The 24,099-nt window shown below is 66.7% G+C and carries 23 protein-coding genes and 1 tRNA gene; 12 read left to right on the plus strand and 12 right to left on the minus strand.

Going from position 1 to position 24,099, the window contains the following annotated elements; genetic code table 11:
* Positions 1-6: 6 nt before the first annotated feature.
* From rimP to E5554_RS19585, 3 genes are all read right to left on the minus strand, one after another.
* Positions 7-531, minus strand: a complete 525-nt coding sequence (rimP, locus tag E5554_RS19575; protein ID WP_017499896.1) for a ribosome maturation protein RimP — start codon at positions 529-531, stop codon at positions 7-9.
* 159 nt (positions 532-690) lie between these two features.
* On the minus strand, positions 691-1,509 hold the full coding sequence (locus tag E5554_RS19580) for a proline dehydrogenase family protein (protein ID WP_235654687.1): 819 nt from the start codon (positions 1,507-1,509) through the stop codon (positions 691-693).
* A 23-nt stretch (positions 1,510-1,532) separates the two neighbouring features.
* On the minus strand, positions 1,533-2,648 hold the full coding sequence (locus E5554_RS19585; RefSeq protein ID WP_136187812.1) for a GNAT family N-acetyltransferase: 1,116 nt from the start codon (positions 2,646-2,648) through the stop codon (positions 1,533-1,535).
* A 161-nt stretch (positions 2,649-2,809) separates the two neighbouring features.
* On the opposite strand from E5554_RS19585, the gene E5554_RS19590 reads away from it, so the two are divergent.
* Positions 2,810-3,958 carry a PQQ-dependent sugar dehydrogenase gene (locus E5554_RS19590; RefSeq protein ID WP_136187813.1) on the plus strand — a complete coding sequence of 383 codons (1,149 nt, stop codon included), beginning with the start codon at positions 2,810-2,812 and terminating at the stop codon, positions 3,956-3,958.
* Between the two features lie 8 nt (positions 3,959-3,966).
* Positions 3,967-4,653, plus strand: a complete 687-nt coding sequence (locus E5554_RS19595) for a pentapeptide repeat-containing protein (protein WP_136187814.1) — start codon at positions 3,967-3,969, stop codon at positions 4,651-4,653.
* 6 nt (positions 4,654-4,659) lie between these two features.
* On the opposite strand, the gene E5554_RS19600 is transcribed toward E5554_RS19595, so the two are convergent.
* Positions 4,660-5,481: a hypothetical protein gene (locus tag E5554_RS19600; RefSeq protein ID WP_136188420.1), complete on the minus strand. Its 822-nt coding sequence runs from the start codon at positions 5,479-5,481 to the stop codon at positions 4,660-4,662.
* Positions 5,482-5,663: 182 nt separating this feature from the next.
* On the opposite strand from E5554_RS19600, the gene E5554_RS19605 reads away from it, so the two are divergent.
* Positions 5,664-6,776, plus strand: coding sequence for an NADH:flavin oxidoreductase/NADH oxidase (locus E5554_RS19605; protein ID WP_136187815.1), 1,113 nt, complete (start codon positions 5,664-5,666; stop codon positions 6,774-6,776).
* 32 nt (positions 6,777-6,808) lie between these two features.
* On the opposite strand, the gene E5554_RS19610 is transcribed toward E5554_RS19605, so the two are convergent.
* The 3 genes from E5554_RS19610 to tpiA all read right to left on the minus strand — a co-directional run bounded on the left by E5554_RS19610 (position 6,809) and on the right by tpiA (position 10,028).
* The gene (locus E5554_RS19610) at positions 6,809-8,440 is read right to left on the minus strand and encodes a CTP synthase (protein WP_010337427.1); all 1,632 of its coding nucleotides are present in this window, start codon (positions 8,438-8,440) and stop codon (positions 6,809-6,811) included.
* A gap of 90 nt (positions 8,441-8,530) precedes the next feature.
* Positions 8,531-8,908, minus strand: a complete 378-nt coding sequence (gene secG, locus E5554_RS19615; protein WP_004211256.1) for a preprotein translocase subunit SecG — start codon at positions 8,906-8,908, stop codon at positions 8,531-8,533.
* Positions 8,909-9,284: 376 nt separating this feature from the next.
* Positions 9,285-10,028 carry a triose-phosphate isomerase gene (gene tpiA, locus E5554_RS19620; protein ID WP_004211255.1) on the minus strand — a complete coding sequence of 248 codons (744 nt, stop codon included), beginning with the start codon at positions 10,026-10,028 and terminating at the stop codon, positions 9,285-9,287.
* A gap of 211 nt (positions 10,029-10,239) precedes the next feature.
* Here tpiA and E5554_RS19625 point away from each other — a divergent pair, with 211 nt between their 5' ends.
* Together E5554_RS19625 and trpE are read left to right on the plus strand one after the other, a co-directional pair.
* Positions 10,240-12,189 (plus strand): peptidylprolyl isomerase, encoded by a 1,950-nt coding sequence (locus E5554_RS19625; protein WP_136187816.1) that lies wholly within the window; start codon positions 10,240-10,242, stop codon positions 12,187-12,189.
* A 1-nt stretch (position 12,190) separates the two neighbouring features.
* Positions 12,191-13,714 (plus strand): anthranilate synthase component I, encoded by a 1,524-nt coding sequence (gene trpE, locus E5554_RS19630; RefSeq protein WP_210729776.1) that lies wholly within the window; start codon positions 12,191-12,193, stop codon positions 13,712-13,714.
* A gap of 112 nt (positions 13,715-13,826) precedes the next feature.
* On the opposite strand, the gene E5554_RS19635 is transcribed toward trpE, so the two are convergent.
* The 3 genes from E5554_RS19635 to pobA are packed head-to-tail and all read right to left on the minus strand — an operon-like array spanning position 13,827 to position 16,567.
* Positions 13,827-14,555: an extensin family protein gene (locus tag E5554_RS19635; protein ID WP_136187817.1), complete on the minus strand. Its 729-nt coding sequence runs from the start codon at positions 14,553-14,555 to the stop codon at positions 13,827-13,829.
* Positions 14,556-14,558: 3 nt separating this feature from the next.
* Complete coding sequence (locus tag E5554_RS19640) at positions 14,559-15,329, minus strand: NUDIX domain-containing protein (protein WP_136187818.1); 771 nt, start codon at positions 15,327-15,329, stop codon at positions 14,559-14,561.
* A 56-nt stretch (positions 15,330-15,385) separates the two neighbouring features.
* A complete protein-coding gene (gene pobA, locus E5554_RS19645) occupies positions 15,386-16,567 on the minus strand; it encodes a 4-hydroxybenzoate 3-monooxygenase (protein ID WP_136187819.1) in 1,182 nt (393 codons plus the stop codon).
* A 151-nt stretch (positions 16,568-16,718) separates the two neighbouring features.
* On the opposite strand from pobA, the gene E5554_RS19650 reads away from it, so the two are divergent.
* Positions 16,719-17,600 (plus strand): helix-turn-helix domain-containing protein, encoded by an 882-nt coding sequence (locus E5554_RS19650; protein ID WP_136187820.1) that lies wholly within the window; start codon positions 16,719-16,721, stop codon positions 17,598-17,600.
* Positions 17,601-17,628: 28 nt separating this feature from the next.
* On the opposite strand, the gene E5554_RS19655 is transcribed toward E5554_RS19650, so the two are convergent.
* Positions 17,629-18,222 (minus strand): TetR/AcrR family transcriptional regulator, encoded by a 594-nt coding sequence (locus E5554_RS19655; protein WP_136187821.1) that lies wholly within the window; start codon positions 18,220-18,222, stop codon positions 17,629-17,631.
* Between the two features lie 50 nt (positions 18,223-18,272).
* Here E5554_RS19655 and E5554_RS19660 point away from each other — a divergent pair, with 50 nt between their 5' ends.
* From E5554_RS19660 to E5554_RS19685, 6 genes are all read left to right on the plus strand, one after another.
* Positions 18,273-19,118, plus strand: coding sequence for an oxidoreductase (locus E5554_RS19660; protein WP_136187822.1), 846 nt, complete (start codon positions 18,273-18,275; stop codon positions 19,116-19,118).
* A 36-nt stretch (positions 19,119-19,154) separates the two neighbouring features.
* A complete protein-coding gene (locus E5554_RS19665) occupies positions 19,155-19,640 on the plus strand; it encodes a hypothetical protein (protein WP_136187823.1) in 486 nt (161 codons plus the stop codon).
* Positions 19,640-21,229: an alpha/beta hydrolase-fold protein gene (locus E5554_RS19670; protein WP_136187824.1), complete on the plus strand. Its 1,590-nt coding sequence runs from the start codon at positions 19,640-19,642 to the stop codon at positions 21,227-21,229. The genes E5554_RS19665 and E5554_RS19670 overlap by 1 nt, the downstream gene beginning before the upstream one ends.
* A gap of 66 nt (positions 21,230-21,295) precedes the next feature.
* The gene (gene yaaA / locus E5554_RS19675) at positions 21,296-22,048 is read left to right on the plus strand and encodes a peroxide stress protein YaaA (protein ID WP_136187825.1); all 753 of its coding nucleotides are present in this window, start codon (positions 21,296-21,298) and stop codon (positions 22,046-22,048) included.
* An 84-nt stretch (positions 22,049-22,132) separates the two neighbouring features.
* Positions 22,133-22,687: a zinc/iron-chelating domain-containing protein gene (locus E5554_RS19680; protein ID WP_080604505.1), complete on the plus strand. Its 555-nt coding sequence runs from the start codon at positions 22,133-22,135 to the stop codon at positions 22,685-22,687.
* Positions 22,688-22,780: 93 nt separating this feature from the next.
* Complete coding sequence (locus E5554_RS19685) at positions 22,781-23,677, plus strand: aldo/keto reductase (protein ID WP_136187826.1); 897 nt, start codon at positions 22,781-22,783, stop codon at positions 23,675-23,677.
* A 122-nt stretch (positions 23,678-23,799) separates the two neighbouring features.
* Here E5554_RS19685 and E5554_RS19690 read toward each other — a convergent pair.
* A tRNA-Ala gene (locus E5554_RS19690) sits at positions 23,800-23,875 on the minus strand.
* Between the last annotated feature and the right edge of the window lie 224 nt (positions 23,876-24,099).

The raw sequence follows: 24,099 nt of genomic DNA on the forward strand, positions 1-24,099 counted from the left end.
AAACCCTTATTCCTCGGTTTCGAACTCGTCCGCCCCATCGGAGGAGAGCGGCATGGTAGCAGAAATCAGTGCATCGGTCAGCATCAGCTTGGCATCGCCGACCAGCGCGAACGGGATGGTGACATCGCCGGCCTTGGCATCCTGGAACAGGATATCCTCACCCTCGACGCCCTTGAGGATGCCACGGAAGCTCTTGCGCCCCTCGACCACTTCGGTCGCGGCGATCTTTGCCTCATGGCCCGCCCATTCGAGAAAATCGTGCAGGCGGGTCAGCGGCCGGTCGATACCGGGCGAGCTGACTTCCAGACGATAGGCTTCCTCGATCGGGTCGACTTCATCCATCACGTCGGACAGGCGGCGCGAGATCGCAGCGCAATCCTCGATGACCAACTGCTTGGTCTTCGGGTCTTCGGCCATGATCTGCAGCGTATATTCGTCGCCCGATCCGAACAGCTTGATGCGCACGAGGTCGAACCCCAGGGCCTTCACCTCGGGCTCGATCAATGCGGTCAGTTCGGCGATGTCCGCCATGGATACTCCAGAAATCAGATAGGCCAAAAAATATATAGCTGCTTGTTGCCGCCGCAGGCTTGGTGCCTGCGACCCTGACATGTGTGACGATGTAAGGAAGCAATATCCATATAGGCAGGTTGCCAATGACCTGCAACATGTTTCGTAAAATGCGCTATTTCAGGGGTCTGCGCGCCCCGTCCAGTCGCGCCACATCCACGCCAGCAGATAGGGCCGGGCCAGCGCCCGGTCCAGCGCATAGGGAATCCAGCCGGGGCCAAAGGGCACATAGAGGCGCACCGGCACCCCCTGCCCCCGCGCCACCGCCCGGCAACGACGGCCCGGCAGCCCCCGCAATTGCTCCAGGCTGCACGGCGTGCCGGCGTCGCGCAGCAGGGCCAGCGCCCGGTCGGCCAGCGCGGGGCGATGGGTGGCGATCGCGACCGGCGCCGCGCGGCCGGCCAGCGCCTCGACCAGCGCCAGATAGGCGGCATCGGGATCGACGGCATCGCCCGCCGGATCGGGCCACTCCCCGCGCACGACGCGGACCGGTGCGCTGCTGTCGCGCAGCCAGGCCGCATCGGCCTGACTGCGCTGCCAGCGGGCGGGCAGGACGATGCCGGTTTCGGGAAAGTCGGGCAGCAGCCGTTCGACCGCCGCCAGCGTCTCGTCCGCATCCTGCGGGCCATGGGCGTCGAACACCAGCGACAGGCCGGACTGGCGCGCAATCTGCGCCAGTTCGCGCAGGCTGACCGGATCGAAACGCAATGGCGGCGCCTTCACCGACAGGCTGAGGTCCAGGCCGCGCGCCCGCTGTGCCACCCGCGCATAGGCGGCCATGATCGACGAGGGATCACCCCCCGCCCCTTCGAAATAGCCGATCGTGGTGGCAGCGCCGGCGCGGGCCTGTTGCCGGGCGATCGCCACGGCATGGGGGGCGTCGGGTGCCGGGATGACCCGCCCCAGCGCGCCGGGCAGAGCATAACGCGTGTCCCGCAACAGGCGCCAGGCGGCCCCGCCTCTCACCGCCGCAACAGCCGTTGCCGCGACCAGACAATAGCATCCGCCGCAAAGGCCGCCGCGCCGCGCAGATTATAGGGATAGGTGCGCAACTGGACGCAGTCATGCTCCGTCTGGGTCCAGAGCTTGCGAATCCAGGGTTCGGCGACGCCCAGAAATTCGAAACTGTGCAGCCGCGCCTGCGCCGCCCAGCCAATGGCATGGAGCATCAGCAGCCCGCCCGGCGAACAGGCGTTGAAGGCCGCGTCATGGCCGATCTTGAACAGCCAGTAGCGGCCGTTCCACAGCACCGCCATCTGCATCGCGATGGCCCGGCCATCGATCCGCAGGAAGGAGATGCGCAGGTCGCCGCGCTGCGCCACCGCGCGGAAGAAAGCGCGGAAGATCGCCGCCTGGCGCGGGTCAGTGGCGATGGCGGTGCCCGCCTCGCTCTTCCAGCCCAGCGCCTCGACCGCGACGGCCTCGTCGAACAGGGCGTCGAAATTGTCCACGTCCGGCGCCAGCGTCTCATACTGGAGCGGGCCGCACCCTTCCGCCTTGCGCCGAGCACGACGGAAGTCGGAGCGGCGACCAGCGTTGAAGCGGCTTTCCGGGTCGCGCCAGCCCTCATCGAGCGCGATATGGGGACAGGCCATGGCCGGTCGCACGACCAGCCGGCCGCGCCGCCGCACCGCTCGCGCCAGTGCGGGGATCAAGGGCGACCCGGCCGAAATGCGATCGAGCAGCAAGGGATGCGGCAAATGCGCGATCGCGCCGGCCAGTGCATCGCCGGCCGCCGTCCCGTTGCACAGCATGTCGCCCGGCTCATAGGTTTCGCGCGCGCCGATCATCCGCCAGCGAGCGAGCGCGCCAGCATCGCGGCACAGCGGCAGCAGCGCGACCAGATCGGCGCCCGCCCGGACCGTCATGATGCGGCTCGGCCCGGCAGCAATCAGGTCGTTCAGCGTGGCGGCGAACAGGCGGGTCTGGGTCGGCCAGTCGGCGCGCGCCTCCAGCCTTTCCCAGGCGCGGGCAAGCACGGTCGAATCCAGCGCGTCGGCAAGGCATAGCGGCTCGACGCGCAAGGCGCCTGCCTGCGCGCACGCAGCATCGAAATCCGATACGCCGTGCAGCACCATATTCCCCCTCTTGCCGCCCTGTCCTCTAGCGGCAGAAGCTTAAGAAATCGGCAGATCGCCGATGACGCTTGCATCCATGCCCGCATCCGGTGGAGGATGCGGGCATGGAACCCCCGCCGAAAATCGGCTTTCCCCCGCGAATATTATAACAGGAGTTTCCCATGCTGCGCGTGATGGCCGTCACTCTCCCCCTCGCCCTGCTGGCCTGTTCGGCGAACAATGCGACCGGCCAGAATGCCGGTGCGACCGCCGGGGAAAAGCCGTTCAAGACATCGGTGATCGCCGATTTCGAATCGCCCTGGGCGATGACCTTCCTGCCCGACGGGCGGATGCTGATCACCGAAAAGGCCGGCGAGATGATCCTGTTCGATCCGAAGAACGGCACCAAGATCCCGGTCGCCGGCATCCCCAAGGTCGACAGCGAGGGTCAGGGCGCGTTGATGGACATCGTCCCCTCCCCCACATTCGCGCAGGACAAGAAGGTCTATTTCAGCTTTTCCGAAGTCGGCCAGGGGAACCGCGCCGGCAGCAAGGGCGTGGCGCTGGCCACCGGCATCTTCGACCAGGCAAGCGACGGCACGACTAGGCTGGCCGACGTGAAGGTCATTTTCCGAGCCAGCGATTATGTCGAGGGCAATGGCCATTATTCCGGCCGCATCGCCTTCTCGCCGGACGGCAAATATCTCTTCTTCACCAATGGCGAGCGACAGAAGTTCGAACCGGCGCAGGATCCCAAATCGACCCTGGGCAAGGTGCTGCGCCTCAATCTAGACGGCACGCCGGCGGCGGGCAATCCGCTCAGCGCCAAGGGCTTCAACCCGGCGGTCTGGTCCTATGGCCATCGCAACCTGCTGGGCATCGCCTTCGACAAGGACGGGCGCCTGTGGGAACAGGAAATGGGCCCCAAGGGCGGCGACGAGGTCAATTTGATCAAGCCCGGCCTCAACTATGGCTATCCGCGCGTGTCGAACGGCAGCCATTATGACGGCCGCGACATTCCCGATCACAAGCCCGGCGACGGCTATGAGGCGCCGAAGGTCTGGTGGAATCCGGTGATCTCGCCGGGCGGCCTGATCTATTATTCGGGCGACCTGTTCCCGCAATGGAAGGGATCGCTGTTCATCGGCGGCCTGTCGAGCCAGTCGCTGGTACGGGTAAAGCTGGACGGCGAGAATGCGGAAAAGGCCGACCAGTGGGATATGGGCGCGCGCATCCGCGAGGTCGAACAGGGGCCGGACGGCGCGCTGTGGCTGCTGGAGGATGGCGGCAAGTCGCAGGGCCGCCTGCTCAAGCTGACGCCCAAGGCATAGACGGCGGCATGACCGACATCGATGCCCTGCCCGCGCGCAACGGGCAGCAACTGGCGCGCGCCGACATCATGGCGCTGGCGGGAACACCCCATGCCCTGATCGACTGCGACCTGGAGGAAGCGGAACTGACGCAGCTCGACCTTACCGGCTGGCAGTTCGAGCGCTGCAACCTGCGCAACGCCGATCTGGCCGGCGCCATGCTGGAACGAACGCGCTGGCAGGGTTGCCGGGGCGGCGGCGCGAATTTCACCGGCTGCGACCTCAGCGACGCGGTGCTGACCGGATGCGATTTCAACAATGTCGTGTTGCGGCGGGCGCGGCTGGAGGGCGCCCGGCTGGCCCAGTGCAAGCTGACCGGCGCCGACCTGTCGGACCTGCGTGCGCTGGAGGTCGACATGGCCGAATGCCTGCTGATCGACGCGCGCCTGCCTGGCCTGTCCTTCCGCAAGCAACGGCTGAGCCGCATCGATTTTTCGCAGGCGGACCTGCGCAAATGCGATTTCCGCATGGCCAGTTTCGAAGGCTGCAGCCTGCGCGAGGCGATGCTGGACGGCGCCCGGTTCGAGGGCGCCGACCTGCGCGGCGCGGATATAGGCGGCGTCCATCTCGGCGATGCCAGCCGCTTTCGCGGCGCGACCATCTCACGCGACCAGGCCGGCGAACTGCTCGCCGAACTGGGGCTGAAGGTGCGCTGATCCGTTCTATCGAACCGGCGGCATCTCGCTCGCCACCATCTCGCCAGCACCCCGGCCGATCGACCAGAGGCGCCGGGGCGCCTTGGGATCCCAGTCGATCGCCTGGCCGGGGGTGGCAATGCCGATCGTGCCGACATGCTCCAGCACCGATCCCGCCTCGGGCAGTTTCAGCGCATAGACTTCGGGCCGGTCATGACCGGTGGCATAGATCAGCCCGTCGGCGCCCCAGCTGAGGCCCGAGCAGCTTTTCGGCGCAAAGCGGCTCAGCACATCGGCCGGGAACGCCCAGCTTGCCTCCGCCCGGAAGGCGTCGTCCATCCGCACCAGCAGCGTATAGCGATAGTCGCGCCCCGGCTCGCCGCCCTTGCCCTCATAATTGGCGAAGACCGCCCACCATTTGCCGTCATGGCGATCCATGACGGTCAGCGATCCGGGGCCAAAGCCCAGGCTGACGCTGCGGACATGCTTCAGCGTCTTCGTGTCGAAAATCTCGACCGCGCTGGTCTGCGGCACGGCCGGATAGTTGGACGCGGCACAGACCAGTTCGGCGCCGACAACGGTGCAACTGTTCATGTGCGGATAGAGGCGGCGCTCCCCCTGCCACTGGGCGACGCGCTGGCCGTCGGCGATGCGATATTTGCCGATCCGGTCATTGTCGATCCCATAGACATGGGTGCCGTCCGACGCAGCCCCCTGATGCGCTTCCGGCGCCTTGATCCGCAGGCTGACTGGGGATGGCGGCGGCGACGGCGCATCCGCCGGCGCCTGGGCGATCGCCGCGCCGCCAAGCCCGAGGACCAGCAGCCCTGTCACGACACGTAGTGCCATCGCCATGAACCCGTCCTCCTTGTGGTGGCCGCAGATACGATGCCCGAGCGATGTTGCGGCGACAAGGCAAGGCGATGACGTATTGATGACGAATCCATGCCAGCAATCCAGCCCCTTTCGGCCGCCCGGCCGGCTTCCTATCTTGCGGGCCTTCTCTCCCCTCTCCCCTTCTGGAGACCTGCATGAGCGCTCCCAAGCTGTTCCAGCCCTTCGATGTCGGCGGCCTTACCCTCGACAACCGCATCGTGATCGCGCCGATGTGCCAATATTCCGCCGTCGACGGCGCGATGAACGACTGGCACCTCATCCATCTCGGCCAGCTTGCCCTGTCGGGCGCGGCGCTGCTGACGATCGAGGCGACCGCGGTGCTGCCCGAGGGGCGGATCAGCCATGCCGATGTCGGCCTGTGGGATGATGCCACGCAGGCGGCGATGCAGCGTGTGCTGGACGGCGTGCGGCGCCATAGCGACATGCCCATCGCGATCCAGCTTGGCCATGCCGGGCGCAAGGCATCTACCGAAGTGCCATGGAAAGGCGGCGCGCAGATCGCGCCCGACGCGGTCAATGGCTGGCAGACGGTCGCCCCCTCCGCCCTGCCCTTCACGCCGGGCACCCATGCGCCGATGGCGCTGGACCAGGCCGGGATCGAGCGGCTGCGCGATGCCTTTGTCGCGGCGGCGAAGCGGGCTGACGCGATCGGCATCGACGCGGTCCAGTTGCACGGCGCCCATGGCTATCTGCTGCACCAGTTCCTCTCCCCGCTCTCCAACCAGCGCGACGATGATTATGGCGGCAGCCTGGAAAACCGGATGCGCCTGCCGCTGGAGATTTTCGACGCGGTGCGCGCGGCCCTGCCCGCGCACAAGCCGGTGACGATGCGGGTGTCGGGCACCGACTGGGTCGAGGGCGGCTGGGACATCGATCAGACGATCGCTTTCGCCAAGGCGCTGGAAGCGCACGGCTGCAGCGCCATCCATGTGTCGAGCGGCGGGCTCGACCCGCGTCAGGATATTCCGGTGGGGCCGAGCTATCAGGTGCCGCTGGCCCGCGCGGTCAAGCAGGCGGTCGACATGCCGGTGATCGCCGTTGGCCTGATCACCGATTTCGAGCAGGCCGAGGCGATCATCGGCACCGGCGACGCCGACCTGATCGCGATCGCCCGCACCATCCTCTATGATCCGCGCTGGCCCTGGCATGCCGCCGCGCATTTGGGCGCGAGCGTGAAGGCGGCGCCACAATATCTGCGCTGCCAGCCGCGCCAGTATCGGCACCTGTTCGACGCGCCGAAGGGCTGAAACGAAAAACGGGGCCTTCCGGCCCCGTTCTTTTACACCAACCGGCTCTGCTTGACCGCCGCTTCGATGAAGCTGGCGAAAAGCGGGTGCGGGTCGAACGGCTTGGACTTGAGTTCCGGGTGGAACTGCACGCCAACGAACCAGGGATGGTCGGGCCGCTCGACGATTTCGGGCAGCGTGCCGTCCGGCGACATGCCCGAGAAGATCAGGCCACCCTTTTCCAGCGGTTCGCGATAGCCGGCATTGACCTCATAGCGGTGGCGGTGACGCTCGCTGATGTCGTTGCTGCCATAGATGCCGGCGACGACGCTGTTGCCCGCCAGCTTGGCCGGATAGGCGCCCAGACGCATGGTGCCGCCCAGATCGGTCTCGGCGGTGCGCTTCTGCAGGCCTTCCTTGCTCATCCATTCGGTGATGAGGCCGACGACCGGCTCGCTGGTTTCGCCGAACTCGGTGGTCGAGGCATTCTCGATCCCCGCCGTGTTCCGCGCGCCTTCGATGCAGGCCATCTGCATGCCAAGACAGATACCAAAGAAGGGCACGTCGCGTTCGCGCGCGAACTTGACCGATGCGATCTTGCCTTCCGACCCGCGCACGCCGAAGCCGCCGGGGACGAGGATGCCGTGCATCGGTTCGAGGCTGGCGGCGAGGTCGTCGCCCTTCTCGAACAGTTCGGCGTCGATCCACTTGATGTTGACCTTCACCCGGTTGGCAAGGCCACCATGGTGCAGCGCTTCATGCAGCGACTTGTAGGCGTCGAGCAGGCCGACATATTTGCCGACCACGCCGATCGTCACTTCGCCTTCGGGGTTGAGCTGGCGATCCATGATATCGGTCCAGCGGTCCATCGACGGCGCGGGCGCATCGGTGATGCCGAAGGCGCGCAGCACTTCATTGTCGAGACCCTCGGCATGATATTGCTCGGGCACGGCATAGATGCTCTTGGCGTCGAGCGCCGGAATGACCGCCTCGGGACGGACATTGCAGAAGAGCGCGATCTTCTTGCGCTCGCTTTCGGGCAGCGGATGCTCGGCGCGGCACAGCAGGATGTCGGGCTGGATGCCGAGCGAGGTCAGTTCACGCACGCTGTGCTGGGTCGGCTTGGTCTTCAGTTCGCCCGCCGCCGCGAGATAGGGCACCAGGGTCACATGGACGAAGATCGACTGGCCGCGATCCAGATCATTATGGAGCTGGCGAATCGCTTCCATGAAGGGCAGCGATTCGATGTCGCCGACGGTGCCGCCGATTTCGCACAGCACGAAGTCCAGATCGTCGGTCTCCGCCGTGGCGAACGCCTTGATCTCGTCGGTGACGTGCGGGATGACCTGGACGGTCGCGCCCAGATAGTCGCCGCGCCGCTCGCGCTGGATGATGGTCTGATAGACCCGGCCCTGGGTGACATTGTCCGACTGGCGCGCCGACACGCCGGTAAAGCGTTCATAATGGCCAAGATCGAGGTCGGTTTCCGCCCCGTCGTCGGTCACATAGACTTCGCCATGCTGATAGGGCGACATCGTGCCCGGATCGACGTTGAGATAGGGGTCGAATTTCCGGATTCGCACGCGATAGCCCCGCGCCTGCAACAGCGCTGCCAAGGATGCGGCCATGAGGCCCTTACCAAGCGAGGAGACCACGCCGCCGGTGATGAAAATATACCGCGTCATGGGAGAAGAGGCTTAGCCTTATACAAACGAGTTGAGCAAGCGCGCGAATCCGCACGCTCGCAAAAAATATGGCGATGAACGACGAAAAGGTCAGTTAGCGAGCGGAACTGCGCCGTTCGCTGCCGAACCATTGCCGGCGGCACTGGCCGCACCGGCCAGCGGGTCGGCGTTGCCGGTCGCGGGCGCCGGGGCCTGCGTGGCGGGGGCCGACTTGACCAGCGAGGTGTCGATGTCGCCGCCGGCATGACGGACCGAGGCGATGACCGCCAGGGTGATCGACAGCAGGACGAAGATGGTCGCCAGGATCGTGGTCGAACGCGTCAGGAAATCCGCCGCGCCGCGCGCCGACATCAGCCCGGCCGGGCTGCCACCGACGCCCAGACCGCCACCTTCCGACTTCTGCATCAGAATGACGGTGACCAGCAGGGCAGCGACGATCGCCTGCACGACGAGAAGGAAGGTGAACATGCGGGTTCTTTTCTGTCCAATGAAGGAATGCGTTGGCGCGCACATAGCGATGATGGACCGCCGGGGCAACCGGCGAGCCTGTCGATATGAACGAAGGCATGGATGAGGGCGCGTGCGGAGGCGGTTGCGACTGGCCTTCCATGCCTCCTATAATCAAGTCTGGACAGTGAAAGAACCGTTCAAGCTGAGCGAAGTCGAAGCCCTCGGCCGAGCGGAGCGAGGCAATAGCTTCGCCTTCGCTCAGCAGCGCCCTTCGATTTCGCTCAGGGCGAACGGAGTGAAGATAGCCCGCCCCTTCAACGCACAGCCAGCAACGCGCTCGACTCGCACCAAGCCAGAATGCCCCCTCTTCCGCACGAAGAGAGGGCGTTCGGCATCAATCCGCGGCGGCGATCACCGGTTCGAACTTGGCGGCCGACAGGCTGGCGCCGCCGACCAGACCGCCGTCGACGTCCGGCAGGGCGATGATCTCGGCGGCATTGTCGCCGTTCATCGATCCGCCATAGAGGATGCGCATGGCATCGGCCTGTTCCTGGCCGATCCGGCTGGCGAGCGCGGCGCGCAGGGTGGCGTGCATCGACTGGATCGCCTCCAGCGTCGGGATGCGGCCGGTGCCGATCGCCCAGATGGGTTCATAGGCCACGGCCAGCCAGTCGGCGCTTGCGCCTTCGGGCAGAGAGGCGAGCAACTGGGCGGTGACCACTTCGTCGGCATCGCCCGCATCGCGCACGGCCAGCGTTTCGCCGACGCACAGGATCACCTTCATGCCCGCGGCATGGGCGGCGACCGACTTGGCGGCGACATCGGCGTTGGTCTCGCCTCGCGTCTCGCGCCGTTCGCTATGGCCGGTGATGACCCAGGTCGCCCCCGCCTCGATCAGCATCTCCGCCGACAGCGAGCCGGTATAGGCGCCGCTCAATTCCATATGGCAGTTCTGGGCGCCGATGAAGGCTGCGCCCTTCAGCTGCGATCCGGCCATGATCAAAGTGGCCGGCAGGCAAAGCCCGACTTCCACCGCCGGATGCTGCGCGGCGAGCTTGCCGATCGCCTCCACCTCGTCGAGATGCGCGCGCATCCCGTTCATCTTCCAGTTGCCGACCACCAGCTTGCGCCTGCTCATCGGTCCAAGTCCCCTTGTGATTATTGCTGCACGTGCCCGCAGCGGGTCCCCACGGCATGCACCGCGTCTCCTGGTTCCGCTTTCAGGCAATCAAGCCGATGGACGGCGATGCAGCATTTGTCCAGACCGTCCGCCACGGCCGCACTTGCCGCCGGGTCGATCCGCCCCTAAAGCGGGCCGCCATATCGCCGCATAAAAACCGGACATTCTCATGCTCTCTGTCTTCCGCAGTTTCATCCGTTCCAAATTCGGCGCCTTTTTCGCGATCCTCTTTCTGGGGTTGATCGCGGCGGCGTTCATCCTGGGCGACATTTCCAGCGGCAAGTTCGGGACCGGGCTGGGCGGCGGCGACACCGTCGCCAAGGCCGGCGGTTCCAAGCTGCGCATGAGCGAGTTGCAGGACCGCATCCAGCGCGTGTTCGAAAATGCGCGCCGCGAAAATACGGGCATGCAGATCGGCGATTTCTTTGCCCAGGGTGGCGGCAAGCAGGTGTTCGACCAGCTGGTCGCCGCGCTGACGCTCAAGCAGTTCGCCAGCGATCAGGGCGTCCATATCAGCAAGCGGCTGGTCGATGCGCAGATCGCGCAGATCCCCGCCTTCCAGGACGCCGCCGGCAATTTCAGCCAGGATAATTTCCGCGCCCTGCTGCAGCGTGAGCGGATCAGCGAACAGTCGCTGCGCGACGATATCAGCCGTGAAATCCTGCAGCGCCAGCTGCTGGCCCCGGTCGGCCTGGGCGTGAAGCTGCCCGACAGCGTGGCGCTGCCCTATGCGTCGCTGCTGCTGGAAGAACGCCAGGGCACGATCGCCGCGATCCCGGCCGCCGCTTTCCTGGACGCCAAGGAGCCGACCGACGCGCAGGTCGCCGATTTCTACAAGAAGAATGCCGCGCGCTACACCATCCCGGAACAGCGCCGCATCCGCTATGCCGTGATCGACAGCGAGCGTTTCGCCCAGGCGGCCCAGCCGACCGAGGCGGAAATCACCGCCGCCTACAACCAGAACAAGGCGGCCTATGCTGCCAAGGAAAATCGCAGCGTCGAGCAACTGGTGCTGCCGACCCAGGCGGGCGCCAAGGCGATCGCCGATCAGGTGAAGGCCGGCAAGACGCTGGCCGCTGCGGCGCAGGGCGCGGGCCTTGCCGTGTCGACCCTGACCGACCAGAGCCGCGAGGCGCTGGCCGCCACCGCGTCCAAGCCGGTCGCCGACGCCGCCTTTGCCGCCAAGCAGGGCGAACTGGTCGGCCCGGTCCGTGGTTCGCTCGGCTGGATCGTGCTGCGCGTCACCGCGCTCAACAATGTCCCGGCTCGTGCGCTGGCGTCGGTGCGCGATGAGATCATCGCCACGCTGCGCACCCAGAAGGAAAAGCAGCTGCTGACCGACTTCACCGGCAAGATCGAGGACCAGATCGCCAATGGCGGCACCTTCGAGGAAGTCGCGAAGGATAATGGCCTGAAGCTGGAAACCTCGCCGCTGCTGGTGTCGACCGGCAAGCAGGTCGAGGACGAAACCTATCAGCCCAATAGTGACCTGCAGCCGCTGCTGGCCCCCGTCTTCGCGATGAGCGCCGACGATGATGCCCAGCTGGTGCCAATCACCGCCGACAAGCGCTATGCGCTGGCCGCGCCGGGCGACATCGTCGCCCCCGCCCCGCCGCCGCTCGCCAAGATCAAGCCGCTGGTCGTGGCCCAGTACAAGCTGAGCCAGGGCTATGAGAAGGCGCAGAAGGTCGCCGAGGACATCCGCGCCAAGGTCGCCAAGGGCACCAAGCTGGCCGATGCGCTGGCCCAGGCCGGCGTCAAGCTGCCCGCCCCGCAGGTCGTGGGTGGCCGTCGCGCCGACCTGATGCGCGGCCAGCAGCGCCCGCCGGCAGAAATCGCCATCCTCTTCTCGATGGCCGCCAACAGCGTGAAGACCCTGCCGATCGGCCAGGATCGCGGCACCTTCGTGGTGCAATTGAACGCCATCAAGCGTGGTGACGCCGCCGGTCAGCCCGAATTGCTGAACCAGGTCCGCACCCAGCTGGGCGACGTCGTAGGCGAAGAATATGGCGCCCAGTTCGAGCGCGCGATCGAGAAGGACATGGGCGTGACCCGCAAGGCGAACGCCGTGGCCGAAGCCCAGAAGGCGCTGTCCGCCACCAACAGCGGCGAGCAGTAAGATGGCGGCGCAGGGGGGAATGGTGGACGGCACGGCCGTCGCTCGCGCGGCACTGGCACAGGGCCGTTCGGGTCTGGTGTGGCGGCGGCAGATTGCCGACACCGACACGCCGATCTCCGCTGCGCTCAAGCTGTTCGAGCCGGACCGGGGCGACTTCCTGCTGGAATCGGTCGAGGGCGGCGCGGTGCGTGGCCGCTACAGCCTGATCGGCCTCGCCCCCGACCTCGTCTATCGCGCCGAGGGCGCAAAGGGCGAGATCAACCGCCAATGGGCGACCGATCGCGACGCCTTCGTCCCCGCCGAACAGGATGCGTTGCAGGCGCTGCGCGCGCTGGTCGCCGAATGCCGCGCCGATCTGGACCCCGCCCTGCCGGCCGCGCTCGCCTGTCTGGTCGGCTATTTCGGCTATGAGACTGTGGGCCTGGTCGAAAAGCTGCCCCGCCCCGCCGCCAACGACATCGCCCTGCCGGACATGCTGTTCGTGCGGCCGACCGTCATCCTGGTGTTCGATCGCCTGGCCGACGCCCTGTTCCTAGTCGCCCCGGTGTGGAAGGATCAGTCCGCCGACGCGGAAAAGGCGATCGCGCAGGCGCTGGAGCGGATCGACGCGACCGCCGCGCGCCTGGCTGCGCCGCTGCCGGCCGTGTCCGCCCCGGCCGACATTGCCGAGATCGACGTGACGCCGGTGCTGGAACCGGGCCGCTACGCCCAGATGGTCGACCGCGCCAAGGACTATATCGTCGCGGGCGACATCTTCCAGGTGGTGCTGGCGCAGCGCTTCACCAGCCCCTTCACCTTGCCGCCGATCGCGCTCTATCGCGCGCTGCGCCGGATCAACCCGTCGCCCTTCCTCTATTATCTCGACCTGCCCGGCTTTGCGCTGATCGGGTCCAGCCCGGAAATCCTGGTCCGCGCCCGCGATGGCGAAGTGACGATCCGGCCGATCGCCGGCACCCGCCCGCGCGGCAAGAATGCGGTGGAGGACGCCGCCAACCGCGCCAGCCTGCTCGACGATCCCAAGGAACGGGCCGAGCATCTGATGCTGCTGGACCTGGGCCGCAACGATGTCGGCCGCGTCGCCAGCGCCGGCAGCGTTACCGTGACGGAAAGCTATACGGTCGAATTCTACAGCCATGTGATGCACATCGTGTCGAACGTGGTCGGCCGTCTGGCGCCCGAAAAAGATGCTATCGACGCGCTGTTCGCGGGTTTCCCGGCCGGCACCGTGTCGGGCGCGCCCAAGGTCCGCGCCTGCGAGATCATCGCCGAACTGGAGCCGGAAACGCGCGGTGCCTATGCCGGCGGCGTCGGTTATTTCGGGCCGGACGGCAATATGGACAGCTGCATCGTGCTGCGCACCGCCGTGCTGAAGGATGGCGTGATGCACGTCCAGGCCGGCGCCGGGATCGTCGCCGATTCGACCGCCGAATATGAGCAGCGCGAATGCGAGGCGAAGAGCGGTGCCCTGCTCGCCGCCGCGCGCGAAGCCGTCAGCCTGGCCAAGCAGGCCGGCTACGGGCAGTAATTACAGCCGTTCGCCCTGAGCGAAGTCGAAGGGCCCTGCTGAGGCGAAGCCGAAGCCCTTCGCTGCGCTCAGGAGAAGGCTTCGACTTCGCTCAGCCCGAACGCCTTAATCCCTAACGACAGGCCCGCCAGCCCGTCGCGCCGCGTTCCGCCTGGTCGAGGTGGAAATGGTCGCGATGGGCGGCATTATAGTCGGGCGAGAGCACGGTCGAGAAAAGGTCGCAGGCGCCATCGCGCACCTCACGCAGGAAGGCGGCGTCCCTGCCCTGCCCCTTCCAGTCGCCGACCACGCTGATCCGGTGGCCATCGGCCAGCACGAAGCCCGCGACATCGATCGCGTCGGCCGTGGCATGTTCGCTGAAGTCGCCCTGGCTGCGGCCATACATGCGCCGGCAGCTATAGGAACCGAAATGGGTGATGGAGCGCACCGGCTGGCCGAACAGGCGCTGGGCGGCGGGCTGCACCACCTGCCATTCCCAGACGCGCAGGGCGGCAACCACCGGGCAGGACGGCGCCACCCCGGCGGGTGACAAGGCGATCATGCCCTTTTCCGCCTTCAGCCGGACCGCGTCGGCATAGCCGCACTGCCCGTCGCCCCCGCCCGGCTTCATCACCGTATAGGCAATGCCGGCCCGGTCGAGCAGCGCCAGACATTGCGCCCGATCGCCGGTCAGGGCGGCAAGCTTGCGACCGGTGAACAAGCCGACCGGCTGCGACAGGTCCAGCCTGGTCCAGGGCAGATCCTGCGGCCGCTGGCGCAGCAGCGCGTATCCGACCCAGAGCAGGCCAAGGATGACAGCGATAATGACAAGGGCACGAAGGGTCAGATGAAGGCGGCGCATGCCCTAACCACGCCGGACCTGCCGCATTGGTTCCGACGTGACCGGATAACCAAGATGCGCCGGGATGCAGAGATGCGGCTCGCCGTCGCGCTCCTCGAACCAGGGGCGCACCTTTTCCACCGGGATGCTGCGGGCATGGGCGGCGAGCGCGTCGAAACTGTCATATTGCGCCAGCCGCTCCAGATTGCGGCGGGTCGGAAAGATGACATGCCCGTCGCCGCCATCGGCGCGGGCGATGGTCGCGGCGGCGCTGCTCCAGAACAGGCGAACATTCTCGGTCGCGTCGACGCTCGCCTCCTGCCCCAACGGCGCGCGAGCGAGATAGAAGCGGGTATCATAGACGCGGATCGCCTTTTCCCGTGCAGACGGGTGCCAGCGGGCGAACGGCACCAGCGCATCCAACGCCAGGGCGATGCCACGCGGCGCCAGAAGATCGCCCAGCGACGCCCCGCCGAGCAGGCCCGCGCGAATCGCCGACACGGTCGCGGCATCGACAGACCCCGCCAGACCGACGCCCAGGCCGCTTTCCTCGATCGTCTCGCGAATGGCCGCGATCCGCGCGGCGACCTCATCACTGGCCAGATCGCTGGACATACTGGCGGCCAGCGCCCGGTCGCCATCGTCGACGCCACCGCCCGGAAAGACCAGCGCACCAGCGGCAAAGGCCATGGTCGCGGCCCGTTCCATCATCAGCAGGTCGGGCGCTCCGCCCGGCCGGTCGCGCACGATCACGATCGTCGCTGCGGGGCGTCCCGCGTCATTCTCTTCGCTCATGCCCCGGTCTAGGCCGCATCCGGCGGGGCGGTAAAGCCCCGCCCCGGCCAGAGGCGTCAGGCAGCCATCAGCGGAAGGCCGACATAATTTTCCGCCAGCGTGCGCTGCGCCGCCTGCGACCCACGAATATAGTCGATCTCCGCTGCCTGGATGCGGCGGGCGAAACCGTCCATGTCGGGGAAGCGGTGGGTGATCGAGGTGAACCACCAGGAGAAGCGCTCCGCCTTCCACACGCGGGCCAGAGCGCGGGCGGAATAGCCGTCCAGCCCGGCATCCGATCCGCCGCGATAATGGTCGACCAGCGCCTCGCTCAGCATGATGACGTCCGACGCGGCAAGGTTGAGCCCCTTGGCGCCGGTCGGCGGCACGATATGGGCGGCGTCGCCGGCCAGGAACAGCCGGCCCCAGCGCATCGGTTCCGACACGAAGGAGCGCAGCGGCGCGATCGACTTCTCGAAACTCGGCCCGCGGGTAACGCGCGATGCGGCGTCGGGGCCAAGGCGCAGGCAAAGCTCGTCCCAGAAACGATCGTCGGACCAGTCCTCGACCTGCTCATCGAGGCCGCACTGGATATAATAGCGGCTGCGCGTGGGCGAGCGCATCGAGGCGAGCGCGAAGCCGCGCTCATGATTGGCGTAGATAAGCTCATGGTCGGCGGGCGGCACATCCGCCAATATGCCGAGCCAGCCAAAGGGATAGACGCGCTCGAAGGTGCGCAGCACATGGGCGGGGATGCTGTTGCGGCTGACGCCATGATAGCCGTCGCAGCCGACGACATAGTCGCACTGCAATTCCTGCGCGACGCCATCCTGGCGCCAGCGGACCACCGGGTGATCGCCGTCCAGCCCCTCCAGCGTCACATCCTGCGCATTCCAGACGATCTCGACGCCGCGCTCCGGCGCCGCCTCGAACAGGTCGTGCATCACCTCCTGCTGGCCATAGACGGTGACCGCGCTGCCGCCGGTCAGCGCCGTCATGTCGATGCGGAACAGCGAACCGTCGAGCGAAATCTGGGTGCCGCCATGCACCAGCCCCTCGCGATCGAGCCGGCCGACAAGGCCCAGCCGATGCATCAGGTCGGTCGTCACCTGTTCCAGCACGCCGGCGCGGACCCGCCCCTCGACATAGGTCCGATCGCGCCGTTCCAGCACGACCGCGGCAATCCCCTCCGCCGCGAGCAGATGGGCCAGGAACATGCCGGCCGGGCCGGCGCCGATAATGGCTATGCTGGTGCGCATTCGCATCCTCTCATGATCCGGGCGCGCTGACGGCGCCCCTGTTTGTCCGATGCGGCTACCCTATCCGCACGGCCGGCGATGGACATGGGCGCACCAGCCTATTAATTGGACAATTCATCAGCCCCAGCGCATCCCGACGGGACCATGCCCGATGTCGAAACAGTCTTTCCCGACCTTCTACCTTTATGGTGAACCCCACAGGCTGGTGGCGGAGGGGTTCGTCCATGTCGAAACGCTGGACAATCGCTCACGTCCCAGCGAATGGACGATCAAACCGCATGCCCATAGCGAGCTGAGCCATATCTTCCTCATCACATCGGGCGGCGGCGCGATGGAGGCGGATGGCGCGGAGCTGCGCTTCGTCGCGCCCAGCTTCCTGCTGGTGCCGGCCACCGCCGTGCATGGCTTCAAATGGCTGGAGGAAACCGCCGGCTTCGTCATCACCATGGCCGACGCCTATCTGCAGGATCTGGGCCGCCATGGCCCGGAACTGACCGGTCTGTTCGAGCGGCCCGACGCGATCGAGATGAACGCAGCGCAATTACCGCCGGTCGAGCGGCTGGTGGCCGATCTGATGCGCGAACTCAGTTGGTCGGCGCCGGGCCACCGGGCGGCGGTCGATGCGGCGATGCTGTCGCTGCTGGTGACGGCACTGCGCCATCGCAGCGCCGCCATCCATACCGCCCCGCGCGCCGGACCGCATGCGTCGATCGTCGCGCGGCTGCGCGAACGGATCGAGCAGCGCTTCCGCCTGCGCGAACCGGTGTCGGTCCATGCCGCCGCACTGGGCGTCAGCCAGACCGCGCTGCGCGTCGCCTGCGCCCGGATGGCGGGCCGATCGCCGGCCCAGATGCTGGACCAGCGCGCCCTGCTCGAAGCGCAGCGGGCCCTACTCTATTCCAACCTGTCGATTGCCGAGATCGGCTTTTCGATCGGCTTTGCCGACCCGGCCTATTTCAGCCGCTTCTTCCAGCGCAACATGGGCCTGTCCGCCCGCGCCTATCGCGATGCACAGCAGGGCGCGAACGGTTAAGGCGCGCCGCCCGCTCTGGACTTGGCGATCAGGCCTGCCTGGCTGCGCCGCCCAGCAAGGCGTTCGCCACATCGCGGGCATTAGCGGCAAGTTCCTCGTCCGGTAGCTCGCCCGCGGTCCAGAAGGAGAGCACGCCGCGAAAGCCGAAGGCCAGATGCCTTGCCAGGGCAGGCAGCGCTGGGTGCCCGTCGATCAGGCCCTCGCCAGCACCGATCGCCAGGGTCCACAGCGCGGTGGACTGCGCCAGCACTTCGCCATGGGTCGGCCCCGGCGTGCCGAGCCACCCCATCACCGCCCGGTTCACGCGCGGTTCTTCCAGCATCAGTTCGACCACCGTGGCGACCGCCAGCAGCACGCGCTGGCCGGCATCGTCGAGCCGCGGCTTGTCCGCGAAGCGCTGGGTCGCGGTGGCGATCCGCCGCGCCGACAGGGCGTGCATGATCGCGGCCTTGCTGCCGAACTGGTTGAACGGCGTGGCGAAACTGACGCCCGCTTCGGTCGCCAGATCGCGCATCGAAAATTCCGCCTTGCCGTCGCGCAGCAGGCGTTCGGCCGCGTCGATCACACGATTGCGCACGGGTTCACCACGCGAACCGGTCGAGGGGGGCTTGATGGACGTCATGTTGCTATCTATATCATGATATAGTTGATGTTCAAATCATGGAGTAGGCCATGTCGGCGCTGATCCCCAAGACTTTCCTGATTACCGGCGTCAGTTCCGGCCTGGGCCGGGCCTTTGCCGAGGGCGCGCTGGACGCCGGCCATGCCGTCGTCGGGACCGTGCGGAACCCCAAGGATGCCCAAGCCTTTGCGGCGCTCGCGCCCGGACGCGCGCATCCGCTGCAGTTGGACGTGACGCATCTGGACGCGATTCCGGCGGCCGTAGCGGACGCCGAGCGGCGCGCCGGGTCGGTCGACGTGCTGGTGAACAATGCGGGCTATGGTCATGAGGGCGTGCTGGAGGAATCGTCGATCGACGATCTGCAGCGCCAGTTCGCCGCCAATGTGTTCGGCCCGGTGGCAATGATGAAGGCGGTACTGCCCGGCATGCGCGAAAGGCGGCGCGGGCATATCGTCAACATCACCTCCATGGGCGGGTTCATCACCATGCCCGGCATCAGCTTCTATTGCGGCAGCAAGTTCGCGCTGGAAGGGATTTCCGAAGCGCTGGGCAAGGAAGTGGCGCCGTTCGGCATTCATGTGACGGCGCTGGCGCCCGGCCAGTTCCGCACCGACTGGGCCGGGCGGTCGATGGACCGCACGCCGCGCAGCATCGCCGACTATGACGCGGTCATGGACCCGATAAGGGCGGCCCGTCAGGCCAAGAGCGGGCAGCAGCCGGGCGATCCCGCGCGCGCGGCGCAGGCCTTGCTGGCGCTGGTGGAGGCGCCGGCACCACCGACGCGCCTGTTCCTGGGCGACGATGCGCTGGGCCTGGTCGAAGGCAAGATGGCCGCCATGGAAGCGGAGATCGCGCAATGGCGCGCATTGTCCCGCTCCACCAGCTTTGCCGCATAAGCGCGGCGATCGTCCGCCAACCGAAAGATACAGACCATGTTTGGAATAACGCCCCTGGGCTGGGTCCATACGCTCGGCAGCCTGCCCGCCATCCCGCTGGCCGCCTATATGTTTGCGCGCCATGGCCGGATCATGCCGCGAACGGCACCGGGCATCGCCTATCTCATCTTCATGCTGATCGGTGCCGGCACCGTGTTCCTGGTGGCGCATCAGCCCGTCAGCTACGGCATCGGCACGGTGACGATCCTGCTGCTGATCGCCGGCTATGGCGTGAACAATATCCGCTTTCTCGGGCGGGCGCGGCGCTATCTGGAAACCGTCTTCCTCAGCCTCACGGCGTTCCTGCTGATGGTGCCGACGGTGACTGAAATCCTGCGCCGCGTGCCGGACGGTCACCCGTTCGTCACCGACCTCAAGTCGCCCTTGCTGCTGGGATCGCAGGCTGTACTTCTGGCAATGCTGATCCTGGGCCTTGCCGCCCAGTTGATTGCCCTGCGCCGGCAAAATGGCAGGATCTCCTGATGATGACCGCAATGGCCCGCTTGCTTGCACTTCCCCTGTCTGGGCTGGCGCTGATCGGCGCTGCGGCACCCGAAACGCGTTTCGATATCAGCCTGCCGGCTGCGCTGGGCGACGACGCATCGGGACGGTTGCTGCTCTTTGCGGCACCGCTGAGCGCCGACAATGGCAAGAGCGAGGATATCGACATCTATGGCCCCGACGACGCCCGCATCTTCGTGGCGGGCCGCGATGTCGCCAGTTTCGGGCCTGATCGCACGATCAGCATCGATGCCGGGGAAAGCGCCTTCCCCAAGGGGCTCGCGGCCCTGGCGCCCGGAGACTATCGGGTGCAGGTCGTGCTCGATCGCGATGGCGACTATAATTATGGCGGGCGGGGGCCGGGCGACCTGGTCTCGAAGGTGGTGACGTTGCGCCTGCCGCTAGGCGCCAGGCCATCGATTGCGCTGGATCACAAATTGCCGCCGGCGCCCGCGCAGTTCGACGTCACCGGCCTGCCGCCGCGCGCCGCCGAGCAGATCACCGCGTCGCGCCCGCATCTGCACGACGAACAGGTCGTATCGAAAGTGCTGACCCGCTTTCGCGGCACGCCGCAGAGTGTCGCCGCCTGGGTGCTGACCCCGCCGGGCTATGATCCCAACGGCCGCGTCACCTATCCCACGGTCTATACGGCCGGTGCGTTCGGCACCAATCACCGGGTGGACGGGCAGCAATTGTCGCGCATCTGGCACCTGATGGAAACAAAGGCCATTCCGCCGATGATCTGGGTGACGCTGGACTTCGCCTCGCCCACCGGCACGACCGAATTTGCCGACAGCGTCAATAATGGTCCCTGGGGCGAAGCGCTGACGCGCGAGATCATCCCGGCGCTCGAAAGCCGCTATCGGATGGATGCCATGCCCTCGGGCCGGTTCCTGACCGGCCATAGTTCGGGCGGCTGGTTCGCGCTCTGGGCGATGGTGCGCTATCCCGCCTCCTTCGGTGGAAGCTGGGCCTCGTCACCCGATCCAGTGGATTTCCGGCACTTCATCGGGGTCGACCTCTATCAGCCGGGCGCGAACATGTATCGCGATGCCCAGGGCACGGCCCGTCCGCTGGAGCGCGCCCATGGCGCGGTGAAGACGACGATCGCGCAGGCAGCGGGGATCGAGACGGTGCTGGGCCGGGACGGCGGCCAGTTGCGATCCTTCGACTGGACCTTCTCGCCGCGCCGCGCGGACGGGACGCCGGCGCCGCTCTTCGATCGGGTGACGGGCGCAGTCGATGCGCAGGTCGCGGCCTATTGGCGGGACAATTATGATATCGGCCACCGGATCGAGACCCAATGGCCACGCCTGCGCCATGATCTGGAGGGCAAGGTCCATGTCGTGGTCGGGACCGCCGATTCCTATTATCTCGACGGCGCCGTCCATGATCTGGAGGCCGCGTTCCGCAAGGTGGGTGGCCGGGCAGAGTTCATCTATGTCCCCGGCGCGTCGCACAGCATCAACGAAGTCTATGCGCGCGACGGCGATCGCAACGCCTATTATCGGGAAATGGCGCAGGCCATGTATGCGGTGGCGCGGCCATCAGGGGCCACAGGCGGGCGCTGAAGCGAAATCCGCCGGCGGGCGGGAGGGTGTTTGACGCCCGGACGAGGCGCGGCTACCGCGCGGGGCATGATCGTTCTGCTCTCTCCCGCCAAGACGCTCGACTTCGAGCGCGCGCTGCCGCCCCTTGCCGTCACCACGCCGCATTTCGCCGAGGAAGCGCGCGGGCTCGCCAAGTCGGCCGCCAATCTTTCGCAGAAACGGCTGGCGGAACTGATGCATATCTCGCCGCGCCTGGCCAAGCTCAATGCCGACCGGTTCCGGGACTTTGCCGAGCTGCCCGAACGGCAGGCGCTCTATGCCTTTGCCGGCGACGTCTATTCCGGTTTCGAGGTGGACACGCTGGACGAGGCGGCGGTGGCCTTTGCGCAGGATCATGTGCGGATGCTGTCGGGGCTCTACGGGCTGCTACGTCCGCTGGATGCGATCCGTCCCTATCGGCTGGAAATGGGCACGCGCTGGGCACCGCGGCACAAGAAGCTGACCGACTGGTGGGGCGATCGCATCGCCGCGCTGCTGCGCGCACAGACCGCGGAAGAGGGATCGGGCGTCGTCCTCAACCTGGCCAGTCAGGAATATTTTGCGGCGGTCGAGAACAGGCTGGACGGCCTGCGTGTGATTCATGTCGATTTTCGCGAGCCGGGGCCGAACGGCCCGCGCTTCGTGAGCTTCAACGCGAAGCGGGCACGCGGCATGATGGCGCGCTGGATGTGCGAACATCATGTCGCCGATGTCGAGGCCATGCAGGGCTTCGACAGTGACGGATATCGCTTCGATCCGGCCGAGAGCGACGCTGACCACTGGCGCTTCATGCGCGCCTGACCGGCGCAGGGCATCTGCCGCGAGGCGGCGCGCATGATGCCGCTTGCATTCCCGACAAGGCCAAGGCACGCCGCCCGGATGCACATGGATACAGATCTGGAAACCGCTCTGCTGGGCCCTGTCATCCCTGACCGGTCCTGCGGCGATTGCACCATGTGCTGCACCATTCTGACCGTCGACACGCCCGACTTCAAGAAAGCGGCGGGCGCGCCCTGCGCGCATCTGGGCGAGCAGGGATGCAGCATCCATGCCGTGCGCCCGCATATCTGCCGGACATGGTTTTGCGCATGGCGCCGGGTCCAGGCCATGCCCGATGAAGCCCGTCCGGACCGGTCCGGCATCCTGGCGTCGATCGATTTCGTCCGCGAACCGCGCAACTGCTTCGAAGGCGTATCGATCATGGTTCGCATGCTGCCCGGCAGCGCGGCGATCGAGAATGGCATGGCCGGCGCGATCCTCGACAGCCTTTGCGATCAGCTGGTGCCCGTCTGGTTCAGCGACGGATCGCGGAAGATGTTGATGCATCCCGACAATGAGGTCGCCGCCCTCGTCCTGTCGGGGGACGCCGCCCCGGCCCACCTGCGCGCCGAAGTCGCCGCCTGGCGCGCGCGTTACATGAGCTTTTCATCCAGGGCGTGACACCGGCCCCGGCAAGCGCCGGTCGCCCGGCCGGTCATGTGGGACGCGGATGGCCCCTACCGCCGGCACATTGCTTGTGCCATTGATCGATCCATGACGACGCTGCGCCTCTCCGCCGAACCACGTCCGCTCGGCAAGAGCGGCATTTCCGTCTTTCCGATCGCCTGGGGCATGTGGCGCCTGGCCGGCGAGGATATCGCCGAGGCCCGCGCCAGGGTGGAGGCGGCGCTGGACGCCGGCATCACCCTGCTCGACACGGCGGACATCTATGGCTGCGACACACCCGCCGGTTTCGGATCGGCCGAAACGCTGTTCGGCCAGATATTGGCGGATGCCCCTGAACTGCGGCACCGCATGATCATCGCCACCAAGGGCGGCATCCGACCGGGCATCCCCTATAATAGCGGCGCAGACTATCTGGCCGAGGCCATCGATGCGTCCTTGACGCGAATGGGCATCGACCGGGTCGATCTCTACCAGATCCATCGCCGCGATTTCCTGACCCATCCGCAGGAAGTCGCCGCCAGCCTGACCCGCATGGTCGAAGCCGGCAAGGTGCGCGCGATCGGCGTGTCCAACTATGCGATTCATGAACTCGATGCGCTCCAGGCCTTTCTCGACCTGCCGATCGTCAGCACCCAGCCTGAATTTTCCGCGCTGCGCACGGCGCCGCTCCATGACGGCACGCTCGATCAGGCGATGGCGCGCGACATGGCGGTTCTGGCCTGGTCGCCGCTGGGTGGCGGTCGCCTCGCCAAGGCGCTGCACCCGGCCGCTGTGACGCTTGCAGATCAGGGTGAACGCTATGGCGTCGATATCACCGCCGCCGCCCTGTCCTGGATCATGGCGCATCCCGCGCGCCCGATTCCCATTGTCGGCAGCCAGTCCGCTGCCCGCATCGCCCGCAGCATCGATGCCTTCAAGGTCGAATGGACCCGCGCCGAATGGTATGCGGTTCTCGAAGCGTCAATGGGGGAAAGGCTGCCCTGATCCGCTCGTGCGAGATTGCGCATCTTGCCATGCTGTCCGATGATCATGGGGTGCGCCGGCCGGTGGCGTCCGGTCCGCGCCGCCAATGTCACACGGCACAGTTTATTCATTTCGAAGGGAAATGGTGGAGCCTAGGGGGATCGAACCCCTGACCTCGTCATTGCGAACGACGCGCTCTCCCAGCTGAGCTAAGGCCCCAAAGGTGGGCTGCCTATAGGCGAGGGATTTTCGCCTTGCAACGGTCTTTTGCGCAAAAAATCACGGCCTTTCCTGATCTCGATCAAGAGCCCCGGAAATCGGCCCTTTCCGCCTTCGACAGGGCGGTTGAAAGGCACGACGTTACCCGCCCGTAACGCCCGGAACGATGGGCCGCGCCACCCATTGATGGCCTGTCGGTGCAACACGCACGCACCACCGGAGGG

Origin of the sequence: Sphingobium sp. PAMC28499, assembly GCF_004795815.1 — a bacterium.
GTDB lineage: Bacteria > Pseudomonadota > Alphaproteobacteria > Sphingomonadales > Sphingomonadaceae > Sphingobium > Sphingobium yanoikuyae.

Excerpts from the sequence above, each read along its gene's own strand:
- rimP (WP_017499896.1), bottom strand. The coding sequence starts at position 531 with ATGGCGGACATCGCCGAACTGACCGCATTGATCGAGCCCGAGGTGAAG.
- E5554_RS19585 (WP_136187812.1), bottom strand. The coding sequence starts at position 2,648 with ATGGTGCTGCACGGCGTATCGGATTTCGATGCTGCGTGCGCGCAGGCA.
- E5554_RS19590 (WP_136187813.1), top strand. The coding sequence starts at position 2,810 with ATGCTGCGCGTGATGGCCGTCACTCTCCCCCTCGCCCTGCTGGCCTGT.
- E5554_RS19595 (WP_136187814.1), top strand. The coding sequence starts at position 3,967 with ATGACCGACATCGATGCCCTGCCCGCGCGCAACGGGCAGCAACTGGCG.
- E5554_RS19600 (WP_136188420.1), bottom strand. The coding sequence starts at position 5,481 with ATGGCACTACGTGTCGTGACAGGGCTGCTGGTCCTCGGGCTTGGCGGC.
- E5554_RS19605 (WP_136187815.1), top strand. The coding sequence starts at position 5,664 with ATGAGCGCTCCCAAGCTGTTCCAGCCCTTCGATGTCGGCGGCCTTACC.
- E5554_RS19610 (WP_010337427.1), bottom strand. The coding sequence starts at position 8,440 with ATGACGCGGTATATTTTCATCACCGGCGGCGTGGTCTCCTCGCTTGGT.
- secG (WP_004211256.1), bottom strand. The coding sequence starts at position 8,908 with ATGTTCACCTTCCTTCTCGTCGTGCAGGCGATCGTCGCTGCCCTGCTG.
- tpiA (WP_004211255.1), bottom strand. The coding sequence starts at position 10,028 with ATGAGCAGGCGCAAGCTGGTGGTCGGCAACTGGAAGATGAACGGGATG.
- E5554_RS19625 (WP_136187816.1), top strand. The coding sequence starts at position 10,240 with ATGCTCTCTGTCTTCCGCAGTTTCATCCGTTCCAAATTCGGCGCCTTT.
- trpE (WP_210729776.1), top strand. The coding sequence starts at position 12,191 with ATGGCGGCGCAGGGGGGAATGGTGGACGGCACGGCCGTCGCTCGCGCG.
- E5554_RS19635 (WP_136187817.1), bottom strand. The coding sequence starts at position 14,555 with ATGCGCCGCCTTCATCTGACCCTTCGTGCCCTTGTCATTATCGCTGTC.
- E5554_RS19640 (WP_136187818.1), bottom strand. The coding sequence starts at position 15,329 with ATGAGCGAAGAGAATGACGCGGGACGCCCCGCAGCGACGATCGTGATC.
- pobA (WP_136187819.1), bottom strand. The coding sequence starts at position 16,567 with ATGCGCACCAGCATAGCCATTATCGGCGCCGGCCCGGCCGGCATGTTC.
- E5554_RS19650 (WP_136187820.1), top strand. The coding sequence starts at position 16,719 with ATGTCGAAACAGTCTTTCCCGACCTTCTACCTTTATGGTGAACCCCAC.
- E5554_RS19655 (WP_136187821.1), bottom strand. The coding sequence starts at position 18,222 with ATGACGTCCATCAAGCCCCCCTCGACCGGTTCGCGTGGTGAACCCGTG.
- E5554_RS19660 (WP_136187822.1), top strand. The coding sequence starts at position 18,273 with ATGTCGGCGCTGATCCCCAAGACTTTCCTGATTACCGGCGTCAGTTCC.
- E5554_RS19665 (WP_136187823.1), top strand. The coding sequence starts at position 19,155 with ATGTTTGGAATAACGCCCCTGGGCTGGGTCCATACGCTCGGCAGCCTG.
- E5554_RS19670 (WP_136187824.1), top strand. The coding sequence starts at position 19,640 with ATGATGACCGCAATGGCCCGCTTGCTTGCACTTCCCCTGTCTGGGCTG.
- yaaA (WP_136187825.1), top strand. The coding sequence starts at position 21,296 with ATGATCGTTCTGCTCTCTCCCGCCAAGACGCTCGACTTCGAGCGCGCG.
- E5554_RS19680 (WP_080604505.1), top strand. The coding sequence starts at position 22,133 with ATGGATACAGATCTGGAAACCGCTCTGCTGGGCCCTGTCATCCCTGAC.
- E5554_RS19685 (WP_136187826.1), top strand. The coding sequence starts at position 22,781 with ATGACGACGCTGCGCCTCTCCGCCGAACCACGTCCGCTCGGCAAGAGC.